We start from the raw sequence: 19,608 nt of genomic DNA, 5'->3' as shown, positions 1-19,608 counted from the left end.
ATGTATATGAACATGGAAGTAGATGAACATGGAAAATTACCGTCGTTTCTTCCTGCACAGAAGCATGGTTTCGACACGGAGAGGCATAAACAATTTAAAGCATTTTTTACAAAAGGCAAAGGTTGACAAAAAAGGTAAACGGAAATAAGATTCAATTACTGCTAAAAAAGAGTGACCAGTACGTTGTGCATTAATAGTTACAATCTATGGAGTTGATGATTATTCATTCTAAAGAGAAATTAACGGTGCTGCAGCAGCAGGGATGGTCGGAGAAGGATATCCTGTTCGAGATGACATGCGATCGTACGACGGACGGGCATTTTCTCGATACATATCTTGTCTTGACCCGCCACGAGCTGCTTATTGCCACAAGTCTCAAAGAGCCGGATGAGGAAAAGACCTATAAGGGTTATGCGCTTCCTGTCAAAAACAATGGCAGGCAGGATGAGCAAGCGGGAGAATGGTCGGTTCAGACGATGAAAATCGGAGAAATTGAATCCGTTTTCATAGTAAACCTGGTCGCGTCCGGCATGCTGGTGATGAAAGCTCCCGAGGAGAGAATTATTGCGGCGTTTACCAATGGGCTGATGACCAAGGCATCCAGGCTGGCGGCAATCTTTACGAAGCTGAAGCAGCAGGAGGAACTGGACAGCGAGCTGCTGGAGGATGAGGGAGAGGGCGCCTCCTGCCCCAAATGCGGGAGGATTTACCCGGAAGAAGGCCGGGAGATTTGCCCAAAATGTATGAAGAAAAGCGCGTTGTTCGTCAGGCTGCTGTCATTCGCCAAGCCGTATAAAGTCTCCGTGCTTGTCGTGATTGTGCTGATGCTGCTGAACTCTGCGACCGGACTCGTCATTCCTTATTTGACGGGCACAGCTTTATTTGACCAGGCGCTTAAAGGCGAAGGATATTTTGCGGGACAGATTGGGCTGGTCATCTTATTGGTCATTGTTTTTCGGACTTTATCGCTATTATTTGGCGTCTTATTTGGGATCATCAATGCAAAAATGGCCGCCAATATTGTGTTTGATTTGAAATCGGTCATCTTCACTGCGATGCAGCGCCTGTCGCTGAACTTTTTTCAGCGGAAGCAGACCGGGCAACTGATGACAAGAGTCAATAACGACTCGGCAGAGCTGCAGATGTTTTTCATTGACGGGTTGTCCTACTTTATTGTGAATGCGATGAATATTATCGGAATTACCGTCATTTTGCTGGTGCTGGACTGGAAGCTTACGCTGATGTGTCTTTTGCCGCTGCCGATTGTCGTGGTTCTCGTGCGTAAAGTGTTCCCCAAGCTGTGGCGGCTGTCATGGCGCAGGCACCGCCGGGTGTCCGCTATGAACTCCATCATTAGCGATTCCATTAAAGGGGTTCGGGTCGTCAAGGCATTTGGCATGGAGCAGAAGGAGATGGAGCGGTTCCAGCGGGCTAACGTGAACTTCTCCGGCTCGGAGCAAAATTACAACCGCTTGAGCGGAACGATCTTTCCTGTGCTCAATGTGCTGACGCAAATGGGCGGCATGCTCATCTGGGCGTTCGGGGGCTGGATGATTCTCGGGGGTGAAATTTCGTTCGGGCTTGTACTGACCTTTGTCAATTATATGTATATGTTATATGGCCCTGTGGAGTTTATGAACAATATCGTCGGCTGGTGGTCACACTGTATGACGGCTTCGCAGCGGATTTTTGAAATTCAGGATGCCAACCCTGATGTGAAGGAGAAGGAGGACGCAATCCGGATTCCGGTCATGAAGGGTGAGATCCAGGTATCGAATGTCGTATTTGGCTATGAGCCGAACAAATCGATCTTGAAGGACGTTACCTTGCAGGTGAAAGCAGGACAAATGCTGGGCGTCGTCGGACATTCCGGAGCGGGCAAATCTACACTCGTCAACCTGATTTCCCGGCTGTACGATGTGAATGAAGGGGCGATCTCAATCGACGGCATAAATGTAAAGGATCTGGCCGCTGAGTCGTTGCGCTCCAATATTGGAATCGTATCACAGGATGTATACGTCTTCTCGGGCAGTATTGCGGAAAATATCGCGTACGCCAACCCGGATTGCAGAGTCATGGATATCGTTCATGCCGCTAAGATCGCCAATGCCCATGATTTTATCGAGAAGCTGCCGGACGGCTACGATACGCTCGTCGGAACAGCCGGATATAATCTGTCAGGCGGTGAAAAGCAGCGGCTGTCCATTGCACGGGCGATTTTGCATAACCCGAAAATACTGATTCTTGATGAAGCGACAGCATCTCTGGATACGGAGACCGAGCTGCAAATCCAGGAGGCGCTGGATAAGCTCATTAAGGGACGTACAACGATTGCCATCGCGCACCGTCTCTCCACACTTCGCAATGCCGACTATCTGGTCGTGATGGATCAGGGCAAGGTCGTGGAAGAAGGAACGCATGAAACGCTGATGAGTGCCGAGGGCGCTTATTATAAATTAGTGAAAAAGCATGATGAAGCTTTAAAGATGAGCGAGGTGATTTCAGCATGATTTCGTCCACAACTGAAAAGGAAACGGCTGCAGCCAAAGCAATGGAACTGCTGGAGGAGGAGGTCGCTGCGGGTTCGCTGTCCGATGCGGCCGACATCCATTATCTGACCAAGGATAATGCAAGATTTCATAAAACGGAAGGCAAAATGCTGGCCGTAACGGTCGGGGAAGAGACGCATCCGGTCGTCTATGTGCACTGCTCCTTCCCGCATACGAATAAACCCATGTATTTGTCAGTCCGGACGGTTGAAAATAAGGAAATCGGCATGATCCATAGTTTGGAGGATTTTCCGGAAGAAACGGCGCAGTTGCTGGAGGAGCAGCTGCAAATCCGCTATTTTACCCCGGAGATCAGCAAGGTGGTTACCGTGAAGGAGGAGTTCGGCTACTCCTACTGGGAGGCGGAGACGACCGCAGGACTATGCCGGTTCACGGTCAGAAGCGGTGGCGGCAATGCCAAGCTGGTAACTCCGGTCCGGCTGCTCGTGACCGATGTAGACGGCAACCGGTTCGTGATCCCGGATATGAACAAGCTGACGGACAAGGAATACCGGATGGTAGAGTTGTGCATGTAAGGAAGTAAAGCGTTCAGAATGCCTGCTCATTTGAGAGTGTGGAAAGACAGACTGATCGTTGCAGGGGTTGAGGCTGTACGCTTTAACTACGCTGCTTGCCAGTGTGTTGTGCCTGTCAGAAACAAGAGGCAGGCAGGTCGTCTGTGCTGTGCGAACAGAGCGGGCATGAAGGAGATGGTAAAGGCCGATGAATTTGAATTTTTCGCTTGCAGAGCAGGACAGGAGCGCTGCTGTGCAGGCTGTCGGAACAGAAATTGAATATTGTGTCCCGGCTAACCTGTCGCTGCTTGGCTACCGTGCAGCAGGCTATCTGGTTGTCGGGCAACATAAGTGGGCTTACATTGAGAACGGGGAAGCGAAGGAATCCGGGGTCATTGCTGATTCATGGGAATACAAGGTCATTCCGCTCATCGGGAATGTTGTCCTGGAGACCGAGGATGAGCAGGGAAAGCGTGTCCTCGTCCGCTCAACGATGGAGCATGCCGCCCGCTTCGGCTATATTGCGCAGGTGCTGAATGATAAATCAGCAGCCCGCAAAATTAGAATTTTTAATAATGAAGAGGAAGCTGCCTGTGTGAAGTGCGGCGGGCGGCTGGTGGCAGGAACCCGCGTATGCCCAAGGTGCATGAGCAAGGCCGCGGCGTTCAAAAAACTGTTTGGTGTCTCGAAGCTGCATTGGAAGGCGCTTGCTACAGGGCTGATTGTCATGATTGCTGCTTCCGTTATTGCACTTGCAGGGCCGTATTTTCAGGAAATTCTGATTAACGGCGCCTTGCAGCCGCCTGACGGACAGAGTCCAAGCATGAAGCTGTTTTATATCGCGCTTGCGGCTATGATTGGCGGTCTTGTGATCGGTGAACTGCTGTCGATTGTCCGGGCACGCGTCATGGCGAATGTAAGCTCCAATATTGCCGCCGATCTGCGCAGGATGGTGTACGAGAAGGCGCAAAGCCTGTCGCTCGGCTTCATGACCTCGCAACGGGCGGGAGATATTATGAACCGGGTAACGGCGGATACGGACCGGATCCGGCAATTGATTCAGGAGCTGTGCACAACCGCAATCTATCAACTGATCATGCTGATTGCGGCCAGCGCTTTGCTCTTCAGCGCTGACTGGCGCCTTGCGTGCATCGTACTGCTGCCTGCTCCGATCGTCGCTTATATGAACATGTATATCTGGAAGCGTGTATTGTGGAAGCTGTTCCACAAGCAGTGGAGAATCTATGACCGGGCAAACTCTTTTCTGCATGATGTGCTGAGCGGCATCCGGGTCGTCAAGGCGTTCGGAAAGGAAGCGCGCGAGATCAAAAGATTTCGCACCTACAACAGTGAATTTGCTGCCGCTACGATTAAAAGCGAGACCGTGTTCAATGTGCTGGCCCCGATTACGAACTATTTGATCCAGCTTGGCCAATATTTTGTGCTGCTGCTTGGCTGCAACATGATTTTGAACAATCAGATGAATGTCGGTGAGCTGATCAAGTTCACCATGTATGCATCGATGGTGTTTGGTCCGATTGCCTGGATGATGTTCATGCCGAGATGGGTCGCTAATGCGCTGATTTCGATTGACCGCGTATTTTCGGTCATTGATGAGCAGCCGGAGGTGCTCGAGGCCGAGAAGGCAGTGAGACATACGATTCGCGGCGAGGTTTCGTTCCGCGGGGTGTACTTTGGCTATAAGTCCTATGAGCCGGTGCTGAAGGATGTTTCCTTTACGATTCGCGAGGGGGAAATGATTGGTCTGGTTGGTCATTCGGGATCAGGCAAGTCAACCCTGATCAATCTCGTTTCCCGTTTCTATGATGTGAATGAAGGCCAAATTACAATTGATGGTGTAGACATTCGGGATATCCAGCAGGATGACATGCGCTCCCGGATCGGTGTCGTGCTTCAGGAGACCTTCCTGTTCACAGGGACGATTCTCGATAATATCCGTTACTCCAAGCCGGACGCGACACAGGAAGAAGTGATCCGGGCGGCCAGGGTCGCTAATGCGCACTCCTTTATTATTAATCTGCCGGACGGATATGACACGCTGCTTGAGGAGAACGGGAACAATATATCCGGCGGCGAGCGCCAGCGTCTGGCGATTGCAAGAGCGATTCTGAATGATCCGCCGCTGCTTATTCTGGATGAAGCAACCTCTGCGCTCGATATTGAGACGGAAAGTGTAATTCAGGAGGCGCTTCAGCGGGTAATGAAAGGAAGGACGACGATTGCGATTGCCCACAGGCTGTCGACTCTCCGCAATGCCGACCGGCTGGTCGTACTGGAGAAGGGCAAAATTGCTGAAATCGGCTCCCATGCCGAGCTGGTGGAGAAGAAGGGCATTTACTATAAGCTGATTACGGCACAAAGGCAAATGTCGAAGAAAGAGCAAAAGGAAGAGCTTGCCGGTTGATTACTTCAGTTTGTTTTCTGTTGGCTAATGGGTGAAAATTCATTAAGACGGTTAAATATGCACCGGGATTTTCGCGGATGCTGCTGAAGGGAATTTCAAGAAAGCGTTTTTTTGAAAATCATGATTTTCCTTTGTCCTGCCTGGCTATTGGCCCTTATAAGGAGCTGCTTCGTGCTGATTTTGCACGGCAGCTTCTTTTGATGCACACGCCTCATCCAAATTCTTATTCATTTAGTTCTAAAGGAAATACTTCAACAAGATTTCATTTTATAGTATGATAGAAAAAGTGAAAACGCGTCGGTGCAAGTGATGCATACAGGAGGAACGTTATGTCGGAACAAAACACAGTAACGGCAAACCGGCCGCAGCCTAGCAATCTGCTGCGACGGGATGTTCGCTTTTTAGGAAACATTCTGGGTGAAGTGCTAGTCCACCAGGGCGGCAAGGAGCTTCTTGAGATCGTAGAAAAGATCCGGGAAATGAGCAAAACGCTGCGCGCTGAATTTCTCCCTGAGCTTTACGACGAGTTCAAGAAAGTAACTGAAGGCTTGAGTCCTGAGATTCGCCACCAGGTTATACGGGCATTCGCGATTTATTTCCAATTGGTTAATATTGCAGAGCAGAACCACCGGGTTCGCCGCAAGCGTGATTATGAGCGTTCGGCAGGGGAAGCGGTTCAGCCGGGTTCAATTGAGAGCGCAATCCAAAAGCTGAAGGAGCAGGACGTTGCTGTAGAGGCTGTCGAGGAAATGCTGTCCGGCATCTCCCTTGAGCTTGTCATGACAGCACATCCTACAGAAGCTACGCGCCGCGCTGTTATGGACATTCATAAGCGGATGGCAGCGGATGTCATGGAACTGGATAATCCGACTCTGACGTACCGTGAACGTGAGAAGCTTCGCGAGAAGCTGATGAATGAGGTTTTGACGCTCTGGCAGACGGACGAGCTGCGTGACCGCAAGCCTACAGTTCTGGATGAAGTCCGCAACGGCATGTACTACTTTGAAGAAACCTTGTTCGAAGTGCTGCCTAACGTGTATGAAGAGCTGGAGCGCAATCTGGAGAAATACTATCCGGGCCGCGACTGGCATGTACCAACCTATCTCCGTTTCGGATCGTGGATCGGCGGCGACCGTGACGGCAACCCTTCAGTAACTGCCAATGTAACCTGGGAAACGCTGACGATGCAGCGCCAACTGGTGTTAAACAAATATGAGTCCATTCTCAAGGAATTAATGAATGTGCTCAGCTTCAGCACCAATATTGTCAATATTCCGGAAGAGCTGCTGGAGTCCATCCGCAAGGATGAAGAGGCGATCGGCACTGTATCTTGTGTCGAGATCCGCCGCAACGCAAAAGAGCCTTACCGCACTAAAATTTCCTACATGATTGAAAAACTGTTCAATACGCGTGATGAGTCTCTTAAAGGGACGGACAAGCGCTACAACTCTCCGGAGGAATTGAAGCAGGACCTGTACATTATTGACCGCAGCCTGCGTCACCACTTTGCCGATTATGTAGCGGATACCCATATCCGCAAAATAATCCGCCAGGTAGAGCTGTTCGGCTTCCATCTGTCGGCACTGGATATCCGCCAGCACAGCAAGGAACATGAGAACGCGATGACTGAAATCTTGTCCAAAATGCACATCGTAGAGGATTACTCAGCGTTGTCTGAGGAAGATAAAATCGAACTGCTGCATAATTTGTTGAAGGACCCTCGTCCTCTGACTTCCGGCTACCTGACCTACTCCGAGAGCACGCGCGAGTGCCTGGATGTCTATCAGACCGTATTCCGTGCACAGCAGGAATTTGGCGAAAACTGTATTGCCAGCTACCTGATCAGCATGACGCAGGGAGCGAGCGATCTGCTGGAGGTTATGGTATTCGCGAAGGAAGTCGGCCTGTTCCGCCAGGAAGCGGATGGCACTACGATCTGTACGCTGCAATCGGTTCCGTTGTTCGAGACGATTGACGACCTGCATGCGGCGCCTGCAATTATGTCACGTTTGTTCGAGCTGCCTGTATACCGCAGCGCAGTAGCAGCAAGAGGCGATCTGCAGGAAATCATGCTGGGCTATTCCGACAGCAACAAGGACGGCGGAGTGGTTACGGCAAACTGGGAGCTGCGTGTAGCGCTGAAAGAAATTACAGCAGCAGCGAAGGCCTATGATGTCATGCTGAAGTTCTTCCATGGACGCGGTGGTGCGCTTGGACGCGGCGGTATGCCGTTGAACCGCAGCATTTTGGCCCAGCCGCCTCATACGGTTGGCGGCGGAATCAAAATTACGGAGCAGGGCGAGGTTCTCTCTTCCCGCTATTCCATGCAAGGGATTGCTTACCGCAGTCTGGAGCAGGCCACCTGGGCACTGATTACTTCCGCCCGTCTGGCGAAATTCCCGCCGCAAAATCTGGAAGACGGAACGAAGGAGCAGTGGGAGGAAATCGCCAAGACGATCTCCGAGACTGCACAGAATAAGTATCAGGATCTTATTTTCCGTGATCCGGGCTTCCTGGAATTCTTCCGCGAGTCTACGCCGCTGGCCGAGATTGGCGAGCTGAACATCGGTTCCCGCCCTTCGAAGCGCAAGAACAGCGACCGCTTTGAAGATTTGCGTGCAATTCCATGGGTATTCGCATGGACACAAAGCCGCTATCTGCTTCCGGCATGGTATGCCGCGGGTACGGCATTAAACGAATATGTGGACGGCAGCGAGCAAAAACTGGCGACATTGAAGCAGATGTATGAGAACTTCCCGTTCTTCCGTTCTCTGATCGACAACCTGCAAATGGCGCTTGCCAAAGCAGATTTGATTATTGCCAGAGAATATGCTTCAATGATTAAAGATGAGGAAATCCGCACACGGATTTTCGGCCTGATCGAGCAGGAATACAAGCTGACCTCTGAAATGATTCTGAAGATTTCCGGGCAGCAGGAAATTCTGGACAATGTACCGGTTATTCAGGAGTCAATTCGCCTCCGCAATCCGTATGTTGATCCGCTTAGCTACCTTCAGGTACAGCTGGTCCAGGAGCTGCGCGAGCTTCGTTCCAAAGATGAGGATGATACCGAGCTGCTGCGCGAGGTGCTTCTCACGATTAACGGAATTGCAGCCGGCCTCCGGAATACAGGATAGAAGCCGCTACATGCCGGCTGCTCGGGCAACCGGACAACCAGGTGGGCGGGAACGGCTTAGTTTTGGTCATAAAGCAGTAGGATGGAATAACAGGCTGGGCACGAATGACGAACGTCATTTTGCGCCCAGCCTTGTCCTGTAACAAAAAGGTTTCCCAAAAAAACTGAAACACGCTCCGGCCAAACTGGCTCGTTTGGAGGAATATTCGTGATATCTATTGAAGCGCACTTAGCGCGTTTATCTCTGAAAGGCGACCAGCAGGCTTTTGCTGAAATTGTCGGCCTTTATCAGGAGAAGCTTTACCACATGGCTTACCGGATGCTCGGTAACCGCCAGGAAGCGGAAGATGTCGTGCAGGAAGCTTTTTTGCGCGTACATAACAATCTTGACCGATATGACGAGAAACTGAAATTTTCAACCTGGATCTATCGTATTGCGACCAACCTGTGTATCGACCGGCTGCGCAAGCGCAAGCCAAGCTACTCGCTGGATGCCCAGCCGACCGACCACGATGGTCTTGACGGCTACTCGATGATTCCAAGTGATAACCGTACACCGGAGAGCGAGGTGCTGCTCTCGGAGACGCAGCAAATTATCCATCAGGCAATGGCTACGCTGCCTGTTAAATATAAGACGGTCATGGTGCTGCGCTACCTTCAGGAAATGTCGCTGCAGGAGATCGGTGATGTGCTTGGAATGCCCGTCACGACGGTCAAAACCCGCGTTCATAGAGGCCGGGAGTTTTTGAGAAAGAAACTAGAGCGAGTGCTTTAATATATAATTTTTAGCGGGTTAATTTTAAAAAAGTGAAACCTTATTTCTCGCTGACACGTATCCTATAGCATGCATGTTGAGCTAGAAATATAAGATGAGGATCGTTGCAACAGCTTTCCCCAGGCTTATGTTTTTGCGCGGAACGAAGCTGCTTGGTCAAGGACGGCGAAGAAAGATTTACGCTTGCTTTGAGCAATTTTACAGAAAGGATTGGCTGCCATGGAATGCAACGTCGCCATCGTCATGATGCACGATTATTTAGACGACGAACTGCCAAGGGAAGATAAGATTAAGCTGAAAGAGCATATGAAAATCTGCCCAAGCTGCCAACAGCGGTTTGACCAGTTACAGCGGACGGAAGCATTCACGCACAGTGCTATGATTAGTGGTCTCTCAGAGAGCCGCATGGAGAGCAGCTGGCGTTCGGAACAGGCTGTAAGTGCGCTGACAAGTAGTATTATGCAGCAGATGCCGCTGGTTCGAAGAAGAAAGCATGGTTTTGTAGATTGGGTGCGCAGGCATCCCGGACTTACGGCAGCAGCTGTTTTTTTGTTCGTCATGCTGACAAGCTTTTTTGCAATGTGGGATCAAGGAACCGAATTGATTGTCAAGGGCGCGGGGGAAGACCTGCAGCGGATTATTATTGATGGCGATACCGTCATTGTGCCGCGTGGAGTCCAAATTCACGGCGATTTGACGATCGAAAATGGAACGGCAGATATCCAAGGCGAAGTAATGGGCAATCTCACCGTTATTGACGGCTCTCTGAAGATGGCGTCCACGGCGAAGATTGTAGGAGAAAACCGCGAAATTAATCAAGCGTTGGATTGGCTATGGTACAAAGTGTCGAAGACAGTCAGCGGCTTGGCCTACTAATGACAACAGCCTCCCTGGTGACAGGGAGGTTTTTTTCTGAAAATAGAGGGTTTACAGACCTCCATATAGAAGATAATAAGGTTAGGATGAATCTGCGATAAAATTTGGAGCGGCTCTACAGGGTCGATAGGAGTTGGCTTTATGAGCTATTTTACTGAGCTGACCTGGATAGACTGGATCAAAGATCTGATCGATGTGGGTATCGTCAGTTTTATTATATATAAACTATTTCTGCTTGTACGCGGTACCCGTGCCGTCCAGCTGCTAAAAGGTATTTTTGTATTGGCGGCAACCTGGGCTGTCAGCACGTGGTTTAATTTGTATACATTAAAATGGCTCATGAGCCAGATGTTCACCTTCGGTATTATTACGGTCATTCTCATTCTGTTCCAGCCGGAAGTCAGGCGGGCGCTGGAGCAGCTGGGGCGAGGGAAACTGTTCGGACGCTCTAATGGCGCCGATCCCCAAATTCATGAACGCATTAACCAGTTGATTAAATCATTGAATTATTTATCGGAGCGCAAGATTGGCGCTTTAATCGTATTTGAACGGCAAACAGGGCTCAATGAATACATAGAGTCTGGTATACGGATGGAATCCAGCATCAGCTCGGAGCTGCTCATCAATCTGTTTATCCCGAATACACCGCTGCATGACGGGGCGGTCATTATTCGCGGCAGCCAGATTATGGCGGCGGCCTGTTATTTGCCTTTGTCGGAAAATCCGTTCATCAGCAAAGAGCTTGGTACGCGCCACAGGGCGGCAATCGGAATCAGTGAAGTCTGTGATGCGATCTCAGTTGTCGTGTCTGAGGAGACCGGGCAGATTTCACTTGCTGCAGGCGGCATGGTCGTCAGAGACATCAAGCAGGAATCGCTGATTTCCAAGCTGTTCGAGGAGCTGTCTCCGAAATCGAATCCGGACAAGGAAAAGTTGAAGGTTGCCTTCTGGAAGAGAAAGGGGGGGCAAGATGGATAAGTGGCTTAATAATCCCAACATTCTCAAGGTCGTTTCGGTTTTGCTTGCGGTTTTGTTATGGGCAACGGTTCATTTTGACCCTCAGACACCTGGTGCAGTCACGTCCACGATGGATACGAAGGAATACGGGGCGATCAAGGTGCAGGTGGAAGGGCTGGATGCATCGAAGCATGATTTGCGATTACTTGAGCCAAGCGTTGTGCGTATTATGGCAAAAGGATCGTTTTCGGATTTATTAGCGGCCTCGGAGGATGACTACAAGGTCTATGTCGACGTAAGCGGGATCAAGGATGGCCATCATATTTTGCCGCTCCGGGTAAAGGGGCCGAAACGGGTCGAAATTATAGAGCTGTCGCCAGCGAGAGTGTCTGTGCAACTGGAGCCGCTGGAAACCAGAGCATTTGATGTTCAGGTGACGACCACCGGGACACCAGCCAATGACTACAAGGCAGGACCGCCTGTTGTCAGACCGGGCAGCCGGGTTCAGGTTACGCTTCCTACAGACTATATGGAACAGGTTGGATCTGTGAGGGCCGCGGTCTCGATTGATAAAGAGGAGAACACGGTCACGGAGAAGAGAGTGAGGCTTGTCGTCTACGACAAGTCCGGCGCGGAAATCCCAAAAGCGGTTGTAGAGCCGTCAACTGTTGAGATTGAGGTTCCAATCAATAAGCCTGCGAAGCAGCTGCCGCTAAGGATCAGTTATACCGGTTCACTGCCAAGCGGACTCAGTCTGGTATCGGTACAGCCGCAGGTGGATAAGGTGACGGTCTACGGGCCGCAGACAGAATTGAATAAGTATGATTATTTTGATAATGTTGTCGTTAACCTGTCTTCGATTAAGGAGAGCGGCGCCCTGACCCTGGAGCTTAAGCCGATGAACGGGCTGGCTGCCGTCAGTCCGGATAAAATCACGCTGAATATTGAAGTGACACCATATGAGACCCGGACGTTGCCGCAAATTCCGATTGAAGTTACAGGGCTGTCTGAAGGGCTGGAGAGCAAGTTCATCACACCGGAAGGCGGCCGGCTGGACATTCAGGTACGGGGCGCACCGAGCAATCTGGCCGAGATTGGAGCCAAGGATTTCAAGCTTACAGCTGATCTGAGCGGTCTGGCTCCAGGGAAGCACACGATTTCAATTGAAGCCAGTCTGCCGTCGTTTGTCGAGCTTGCTGATTCCAAGCTTACTGCTGTTGTGGAGATCATCGACAGCAAGGAGACGAATGCTCCGGTCACTGATGATGAAGAGGAGCCGCCAACTGATCATTCTGGTGATCCTAAGGGTAACGGCAGCAATAACGGCAGCAATAACGGTTCCGGTACACATCCGGGCAACCAGGGCAATCATGAAGGAAATGACACCGATACCGGCTCTAATTCTAATAGCCTGGATAACGGCAGGAAGCATTCCGGCGGTTAAGTGATGTGATTAGCCATATAGAGAGAAAAGGCTGATGGCAGGAATCCGGCTTGCTTGTGAATGCTTGGATTGTGTTGCTGAGCTGCGATATGCCGGGCTAGCAGAGACTGCTGTTTGCAGCAGCATGTTTGTCTGGGGGGACATATTGGGAGCAAGTTGCAAGGAATGTTTGGGAGGGAACAGCGAGAGCGTTCTATATTACTGAAGATTAAAGGGGATAGTAACACATGGGGAAGTATTTTGGAACTGATGGTGTCAGAGGAGTAGCCAACCGTGAGCTTACACCGGAGCTGGCCTATAAAATTGGACGCTGCGGCGGATATGTGCTTGCCGGGCAAGCAGAGAAGCCGAAAGTTGTCATCGGATTGGATACACGGGTTTCCGGCCCAATGCTGGAGGCGTCACTGATCGCTGGACTGCTATCCATTGGGGCAAGCGTTATTCGTCTTGGAGTCGTATCGACACCTGCGGTTGCTTATTTGACACGTACACTGGGCGCAGATGCCGGAGTCATGATTTCCGCTTCGCACAACCCGGTTGAAGATAACGGAATCAAATTTTTCGGCGGAGACGGCTTCAAGCTGTCCGATGATACAGAGCTTGAGATTGAGCGTCTGATGGATGCAGCACAGGATGAGCTGCCGCGGCCTGAAGGAAGCGGAATCGGGACGGTTGCGGTGCTGGAGGACGCGAAGGAGCGTTACATCAGCTTCTTGAAGACAACGGTCAAAAATAGCTTCTCCGGGTTAAAAGTTGTGCTGGATTGTGCGCATGGGGCAGCTTATGAACTGGCGCCTGCCGTATTCCGCGAGCTTGGTGCAGAGGTTATTACAGTGGGAGCAGAGCCTAACGGCTTAAACATAAATGATGGTGTCGGATCGACACATCCGGAATATTTGCGCGAGCAGGTGCTTGCCCATAAAGCGCATCTTGGTTTGTCTTTTGACGGTGATGCGGACCGCCTGATCGCTGTTGATGAAGCAGGAGAAGAGGTTGACGGCGACTTTATTTTGACGATTTGCGGCGATGCCATGAAACGTGCCGGCACATTGAAGGACGATACGATTGTAACAACCGTTATGGCCAATATCGGATTCTTCAAGGGAGCAGAAAAGATTGGTCTGAAGACAGCACAGACTGCAGTAGGCGACCGTTATGTTATGGAGGAAATGCGACGCGGCGGCTACAATCTGGGCGGAGAGCAATCCGGGCATGTTATTTTCCTCGACTACAATACAACCGGAGACGGCATTCTGACGGCATTGCAGCTGGCAGACACACTTGCAGCGTCTGGGAGCAAGCTCGCTCAGGCAAAGCAGCTGATGAGAAAGTTCCCTCAGGTGCTGGTCAACGTCCGTGTAGCAGATAAGAGCCTGTATGCCGGAAATGAAGCCATTGGTGCTGCTGTAGCGGCGGTCGAGCAGGAGCTGGGCGACAATGGCCGTGTATTGGTGCGTCCGTCCGGTACAGAGTCCCTAATCCGTGTTATGGCTGAGGGGCCGGATAAGGATCTTGTACAGCGTTATGTCGACCAGATCGTTGAAGTCGTAAAGGCTGAGCTGGGTTAATAAGCTGACTGGAACAGGTCCGAATGAGAATCTTTGAGCTTGGTGCCGGTTCACGTCCAATCTCAAATTATAGATGATCCGTCCTTTAACATGCCCAGCCGGAGCAAAGCGGCATCATGTGCTGGGACTGCTGAGGGCTTTGGCTGGGCGGGACGGACAGAGATCGACAGTGCAGGCAGACATTTAATACGGTGAACAATCCTCTATGGCAGACGACATTAGCTCGCTTAAGAATGAAATTTCTGGGACATTTGAGTAGTTTTGGGGATTGAATTTGAGTTTTTGGTTGCAACCCGGCATGAAAATGAATATGATAGGTAGTATGATTCAAGAAGGAAAGGCAGGATAGAGGTCAGACAGCAATACAAGCGCCAGAGCTTGCGAGGAAATCGCCACGGAAAAGCAACGGGATTTCAGGCAAGCTGACGAGGTGAGGGTGTTCGGATTCATTCGGCGGGGACCCTTCGGTTATTCATCCAAACCGTAAGCCGAAACGCAAAACGGCCGGGCAACTGGTCGGACAAAGGTTCGGCAGGATGCTTAAACTGAACTTATTTAACTTGACTATATATATGAATTAAATATTGAATGCTTCAAACATGCAGGAGCGTCCGTTCTCTTAGGAAGAGGTCTGTTTGCTCATGAATTTTTATTCTGTGGGGGAAGACTATATCCAAGGACGGATTCGAAGTATCTATTCCTTATCCATAGGGTCGGTGTAAGCTTTTTTAAGCTTGTACTGTTATTTGGTTTACTGATTTTTCTAATATCGCATGGACTGATCTTCCGGCGGGGAAGACAGGTGCGGGCTTATGCGTTCACGATGCCGATTTCATCGGCTAATGGGGACGTGACAATTGAATACTGCCTCTGGCCGCATGAGCTCAGGCATTCGTAGACGTTTTGGACAAAAATAAACGTTACGGAGGTCTATATAAATATGTGTGGAATTGTTGGATATATCGGGATGAGAGATTCACAGGGGATTTTGGTGGAAGGTTTGAAGAAGCTGGAGTACCGTGGCTATGACTCGGCAGGGATTGCTGTATTTACAGATAAAGGTCTGGAGATTAGCAAGTCCAAGGGCCGTCTGGCTATTCTGGAGGAGAAGCTGCAGGAGCAGCCGCTGCATGGTTCTGTCGGAATCGGGCATACACGTTGGGCAACTCATGGCAAGCCATCGGATGTGAACTCCCACCCGCATACGGATAATTCAACGAAATTTTCTGTTGTGCATAACGGGATTATTGAGAACTACCTGGAGCTGCGCGAGGAACTGAGCCTGGAGGGACGGAATTTTGTATCCGAGACCGATACAGAGGTTATCTCTCACCTCATTGCTTCCGAGTATGACGGGGATATAGTCAAAGCTGTCCAACGTGCTGTAAAAAGAATGCGCGGCGCATTTGCATTAGGCGTGCTCACTGAATATGAGCCCGATCGTCTTGTTGCAGTCCGCTATGCAAGCCCGCTTGTTATCGGACTTGGCGAAGGCGAGAACTTTATTGGATCGGATATTCCGGCAATCCTGGAGCATACGCGCAATGTATATATTCTGGATGACGGCGAAATGGCGATTTTGACACGCGGTGGTGTTGAATTGCTGTCGATTCAGGGCGAAAGTATTTCCAAGGAAATATTTCATGTCGATTGGGATTTGATTACGGCAGAAAAAGCCGGATTTGACCACTTTATGCTGAAAGAAATCTACGAGCAGCCAAAGGCTTACCGCGAGACAATGCTTGGACGCATCTCCGAGGATGGCAAGTCTGTTCAACTGAAAGAAATCGGCATGACGGTAGATCAGCTTAAAGCGATTCGCAAGATTCACATTGTGGCCTGCGGAACAGCCTTCCATGCAGGTCTGATCGGCAAGACCGTTATTGAGCAGCTCGCACGTATTCCGGTGGAAACGGATGTAGCCTCTGAGTACCGTTACCGCAACCCTATTATTACAGAAGATACGCTCGTAATTGTTGTGAGTCAATCCGGCGAGACAGCAGATACACTCGCTGCATTGCGTGAAGCGAAACGCTGCGGCGCAAGAGTATGGGCGATTACGAATGTCGTGGGCAGCTCGGTGGCCCGTGAAGCGGATGATGTGATCACTACTTGGGCAGGGCCTGAGATTGCAGTAGCTTCTACAAAGGCATATTCTTCGCAGCTGATTGCTTTCTACATGGTTGGATTGTATCTGGCACAATCGCTGGAGACAAGAGATCAGGCGTTTATCAGCAACATTGCGCAAGAAATGCTGACCTTGCCGGAGAAGGTAGAGACTTTACTTGAGCAGGCACAGGCTGTGAAGCAACTTGCGGAGTCGATTGCCAAGCACAGCAACTTGTTTTTCATTGGACGCGGACTGGATTTTGCAGTAGCGCAGGAAGGCTCGTTGAAATTAAAGGAAATTTCTTACATTCACTCAGAGGCTTATGCAGCTGGTGAGCTGAAACATGGTACGCTGGCTCTGATTGAGGAGGGTACGCCTGTCATTGCTCTGGTTACGCAGGAAGAGTTGTATGAGAAGACGCTCAGCAATATTAAAGAAGTGAAGGCGCGCGGCGCACGTGTGCTGGGTGTAACCAATAACAGCAATGCGGAAGAGGTAGCGAAGTCGGTCGACGAGCTGTTCTCAATTCCGAACACGCTGCCGCTGCTGACACCAGCTCTGTCCGTGATCCCGCTGCAATTGCTGTCTTACTATGCTTCCCTGGCTCTTGGCCACGATGTCGATAAGCCAAGGAACTTGGCGAAGAGTGTGACGGTGGAGTAGGGGATTGGGGGATATGAAGTAGTTGTCAGAAGAAAATAAAGTGTTAGACTGAGAATTATCAAGACCTAAACTTAAGGAAATCAAATAAAATAAAGGGTTCTACATATTATGCATGACTAATATGTGGAACCCTTATGTATAACTATCGTGTTCCGTTAGCTTAATGACTTTTTTCTACATATAATTGCTTCAAATATTTTTTTACCTATAGAGTCTATCATAGTTCCTTGAGAAGGCTCTTTTTTAGTAATCAATTTCATTAATTGAGCAAAATAATAATCCATAAGAGAATTTGAGAAAAAAGAATAATTTGATAGTAATACAATTCCTGCACTAAGTTCCTTATTCAAAGCTAGATAACTATTAAAGCCAGAAGTGCCCCCGTTATGCCAGAGGATACATTTATCTAGAAGTTTATCCTCACCCCAGCCAAAATAACGGTTTGAATTTCCGATCCATATAGGGAGATGACTTTTTTGTAGTGTAGAGGCTATCGGATTATCATCATTTAGATTGGCTTGGACAAATAAACTCAAATCGCTAACAGATGACTTAATCCCCCCAGCTCCTTCATATATAGAAAGATCCCAATGAGGGACTCTTTTCCCAGTTGAAGCATGTCCATTCAAAAACCTGTCATTTTGTTCTGAATCAAGCATAACGGCTGTCTCATTCATCTTTAATGGACTCGTTATATATTTTTTTAACAGTTCTTCATACTTACTTCCTGACACCTTACATAAAATATTTCCCAGTAAGCCCACACCGATATTGGAATATTCAAACGAACCAATGCTATCAGTGTAATCAGCATTAGCTAAAAAAGCAGTTAAATCTTCTTCGGTATAAGTTGAATAAGGATTCGATCTATTTTTAGACAAAACGTGATTTGTTGCCAATATAGGTAATCCTGAGGTATGAGTAGCAAGACTTTTCAAGGTAATCTTATTCAAATAATCGTTTTCAACGTTTTGCACGTACTTACCGACAATGTCATCCGAGAAAACCAGTTTTTCCCGTTCCATTTCTAATAAAAGTATTGATGTAAATACTTTGGTTATGGAGCCGATTTCAAACAACATATTTTCAGGAGGGATCATACTTTTCTTTTTATTATTACAAAACGAAAAGTATTCAATATCTCCCTCCCTAATAATCCCGATAACAAGATGTAAATGTTTCTTATCTTTCGTATAATCTGAAACAAAACTTTGTAAATCCTTCATAGTAAAAGTTACTCCTTTTAGTTTTATGATGCTTCCATTACTCGAATGTTGAAATCACGTTAATCAACCTATTTCGGGAATCTAAATTATGTATTCGTTTTCATTTCCCAACATTCCTGCCCGTTACGGGATTAGGTGGTATGGAGATCTGTCTGTTGGAACTCCCTGGCTTATGAATGCCAATGGAAAATGTGAAAAAGCGATGCGGGGATAAATTCCCGCCATCGCTTTTTCCACATTTATCGATTGTACGGATTAAAGCTCAGTTAGCTTGTCTTCTTAACATTTATTGTCACATTATTAGAAGTTCGGGATATTGTGGCGTAATCTTCTTCTGGAGTTTGGAAGTTCGCACTAGGCACTGCGACAAAATCAATAACTATATTATTAAAAGTGGTTGAATAAGTAGCGGTACCTTCCGTTTGTCCTGATAGCACAGCAACCGTAGCTAAAACTTTCCAACTACTTATACTAGTGACTGCCATCGTATATTCAACAATGGTTGTAAGGTAGTAGTTTCCTGTATTTGTGCAAACATAATCGCTGCAAATTGCATAACCAAATGTTGTAAGTCTTACTTTTCCTGTATTGTTATAATTTCTGTAAGCTTGAAAACCAACGGTAGTCCCTTGCTTATAACCGTTTTTGTAGGAAACTTGATCATTTGGAGCTACTTGAGAGCCATAAACTCCGCCTGAAAGGCGCATGTATGGTACCCAAGCCGGTTGATTTTGAGCAGGTCCACGATTCATAGCATATTGAAGTCCCATATCTGACTCTTTACTACCAGAGAATCCAACATAAATGTAAGGAACACCATTACCTGCTTTGGTTACTGAGGAAGGCAGATTAACACTGGTAGTCAAGACAGAACCAGAACTGGTTATTCTTTGTCTTCCGCCCCAACCATCTGGTAGATTAACAGCTGCTAGAGGTGTGATGTTGTTTATAGATTGAATTGGAGCGTTTTCCTGATTTTCGCCCACTAATATTTTGGCTTCTCTTCCATCTGTGTATGACTCATATAAATAAGTAAAGTTTTCATCCGTTGAGATATAGTTGAATACCTCATTGTTTTCACTAGCTACGTCCGACCCGTCAAGATTCTTAGCTACATTTGATTTACTCGACAAATTCGATTCTTGTTGAATAGCATTCAGTGCGTTTCGTTCAAAATCTATCAACTTCTGACTCGCAACTTCCGAGCTACTGATGCCATCTTCAAAACTCACCGTCGCCTGTAAAGAATTTTCTGGTGTTGTTCCCTTTGCCCCCGCTGCACCTACAGGGCCAAGTAACGAAGTGAGAACAACTGCTGACAAGATCAAACTGCTTAATTTTTTCATAATAATACCTCCTATTCT

At 48.6% G+C, this 19,608-nt stretch carries 13 protein-coding genes; 11 read left to right on the top strand and 2 right to left on the bottom strand.

Going from position 1 to position 19,608, the window contains the following annotated elements:
• The first annotated feature begins 215 nt into the window (after positions 1-215).
• From H583_RS0101830 to glmS, 11 genes are all read left to right on the top strand, one after another.
• Entirely contained in the window at positions 216-2,510 is a 2,295-nt protein-coding gene (locus H583_RS0101830; RefSeq protein ID WP_028558984.1) for an ABC transporter ATP-binding protein, read from the top strand.
• Positions 2,507-3,085, top strand: a complete 579-nt coding sequence (locus tag H583_RS0101825; RefSeq protein ID WP_245585817.1) for a DUF1854 domain-containing protein — start codon at positions 2,507-2,509, stop codon at positions 3,083-3,085. The genes H583_RS0101830 and H583_RS0101825 overlap by 4 nt, the downstream gene beginning before the upstream one ends.
• A gap of 187 nt (positions 3,086-3,272) precedes the next feature.
• Entirely contained in the window at positions 3,273-5,489 is a 2,217-nt protein-coding gene (locus tag H583_RS0101820) for an ABC transporter ATP-binding protein (RefSeq protein WP_028558982.1), read from the top strand.
• Positions 5,490-5,566: 77 nt separating this feature from the next.
• On the top strand, positions 5,567-5,767 hold the full coding sequence (locus H583_RS0101815) for a hypothetical protein (protein ID WP_028558981.1): 201 nt from the start codon (positions 5,567-5,569) through the stop codon (positions 5,765-5,767).
• A 51-nt stretch (positions 5,768-5,818) separates the two neighbouring features.
• Positions 5,819-8,626: a phosphoenolpyruvate carboxylase gene (gene ppc, locus H583_RS0101810; RefSeq protein WP_028558980.1), complete on the top strand. Its 2,808-nt coding sequence runs from the start codon at positions 5,819-5,821 to the stop codon at positions 8,624-8,626.
• A gap of 207 nt (positions 8,627-8,833) precedes the next feature.
• On the top strand, positions 8,834-9,400 hold the full coding sequence (gene sigW, locus H583_RS0101805; RefSeq protein WP_028558979.1) for an RNA polymerase sigma factor SigW: 567 nt from the start codon (positions 8,834-8,836) through the stop codon (positions 9,398-9,400).
• A 219-nt stretch (positions 9,401-9,619) separates the two neighbouring features.
• Complete coding sequence (locus H583_RS0101800; RefSeq protein ID WP_028558978.1) at positions 9,620-10,276, top strand: zf-HC2 domain-containing protein; 657 nt, start codon at positions 9,620-9,622, stop codon at positions 10,274-10,276.
• A gap of 141 nt (positions 10,277-10,417) precedes the next feature.
• Positions 10,418-11,254 (top strand): diadenylate cyclase CdaA, encoded by an 837-nt coding sequence (gene cdaA / locus H583_RS0101795; protein ID WP_028558977.1) that lies wholly within the window; start codon positions 10,418-10,420, stop codon positions 11,252-11,254.
• Positions 11,247-12,677, top strand: a complete 1,431-nt coding sequence (locus H583_RS0101790) for a CdaR family protein (RefSeq protein WP_028558976.1) — start codon at positions 11,247-11,249, stop codon at positions 12,675-12,677. The genes cdaA and H583_RS0101790 overlap by 8 nt, the downstream gene beginning before the upstream one ends.
• A 227-nt stretch (positions 12,678-12,904) precedes the next feature.
• The gene (gene glmM / locus H583_RS0101785; RefSeq protein ID WP_028558975.1) at positions 12,905-14,245 is read left to right on the top strand and encodes a phosphoglucosamine mutase; all 1,341 of its coding nucleotides are present in this window, start codon (positions 12,905-12,907) and stop codon (positions 14,243-14,245) included.
• Positions 14,246-15,185: 940 nt separating this feature from the next.
• The gene (glmS, locus tag H583_RS0101780; RefSeq protein ID WP_028558974.1) at positions 15,186-17,018 is read left to right on the top strand and encodes a glutamine--fructose-6-phosphate transaminase (isomerizing); all 1,833 of its coding nucleotides are present in this window, start codon (positions 15,186-15,188) and stop codon (positions 17,016-17,018) included.
• A 155-nt stretch (positions 17,019-17,173) separates the two neighbouring features.
• Here glmS and H583_RS0101775 read toward each other — a convergent pair whose 3' ends face one another.
• Both H583_RS0101775 and H583_RS0101770 read right to left on the bottom strand, forming a co-directional pair.
• Complete coding sequence (locus H583_RS0101775; protein ID WP_028558973.1) at positions 17,174-18,244, bottom strand: serine hydrolase domain-containing protein; 1,071 nt, start codon at positions 18,242-18,244, stop codon at positions 17,174-17,176.
• A 266-nt stretch (positions 18,245-18,510) separates the two neighbouring features.
• Complete coding sequence (locus tag H583_RS0101770) at positions 18,511-19,590, bottom strand: YrpD family protein (RefSeq protein WP_028558972.1); 1,080 nt, start codon at positions 19,588-19,590, stop codon at positions 18,511-18,513.
• Between the last annotated feature and the right edge of the window lie 18 nt (positions 19,591-19,608).

The organism is Paenibacillus pinihumi DSM 23905 = JCM 16419 (assembly GCF_000422505.1).
Lineage (GTDB): Bacteria > Bacillota > Bacilli > Paenibacillales > Paenibacillaceae > Paenibacillus_D > Paenibacillus_D pinihumi.
The sequence above is the reverse complement of the archived record's forward strand: the minus strand, read 5'-3'. Positions and strand labels throughout refer to the sequence as shown.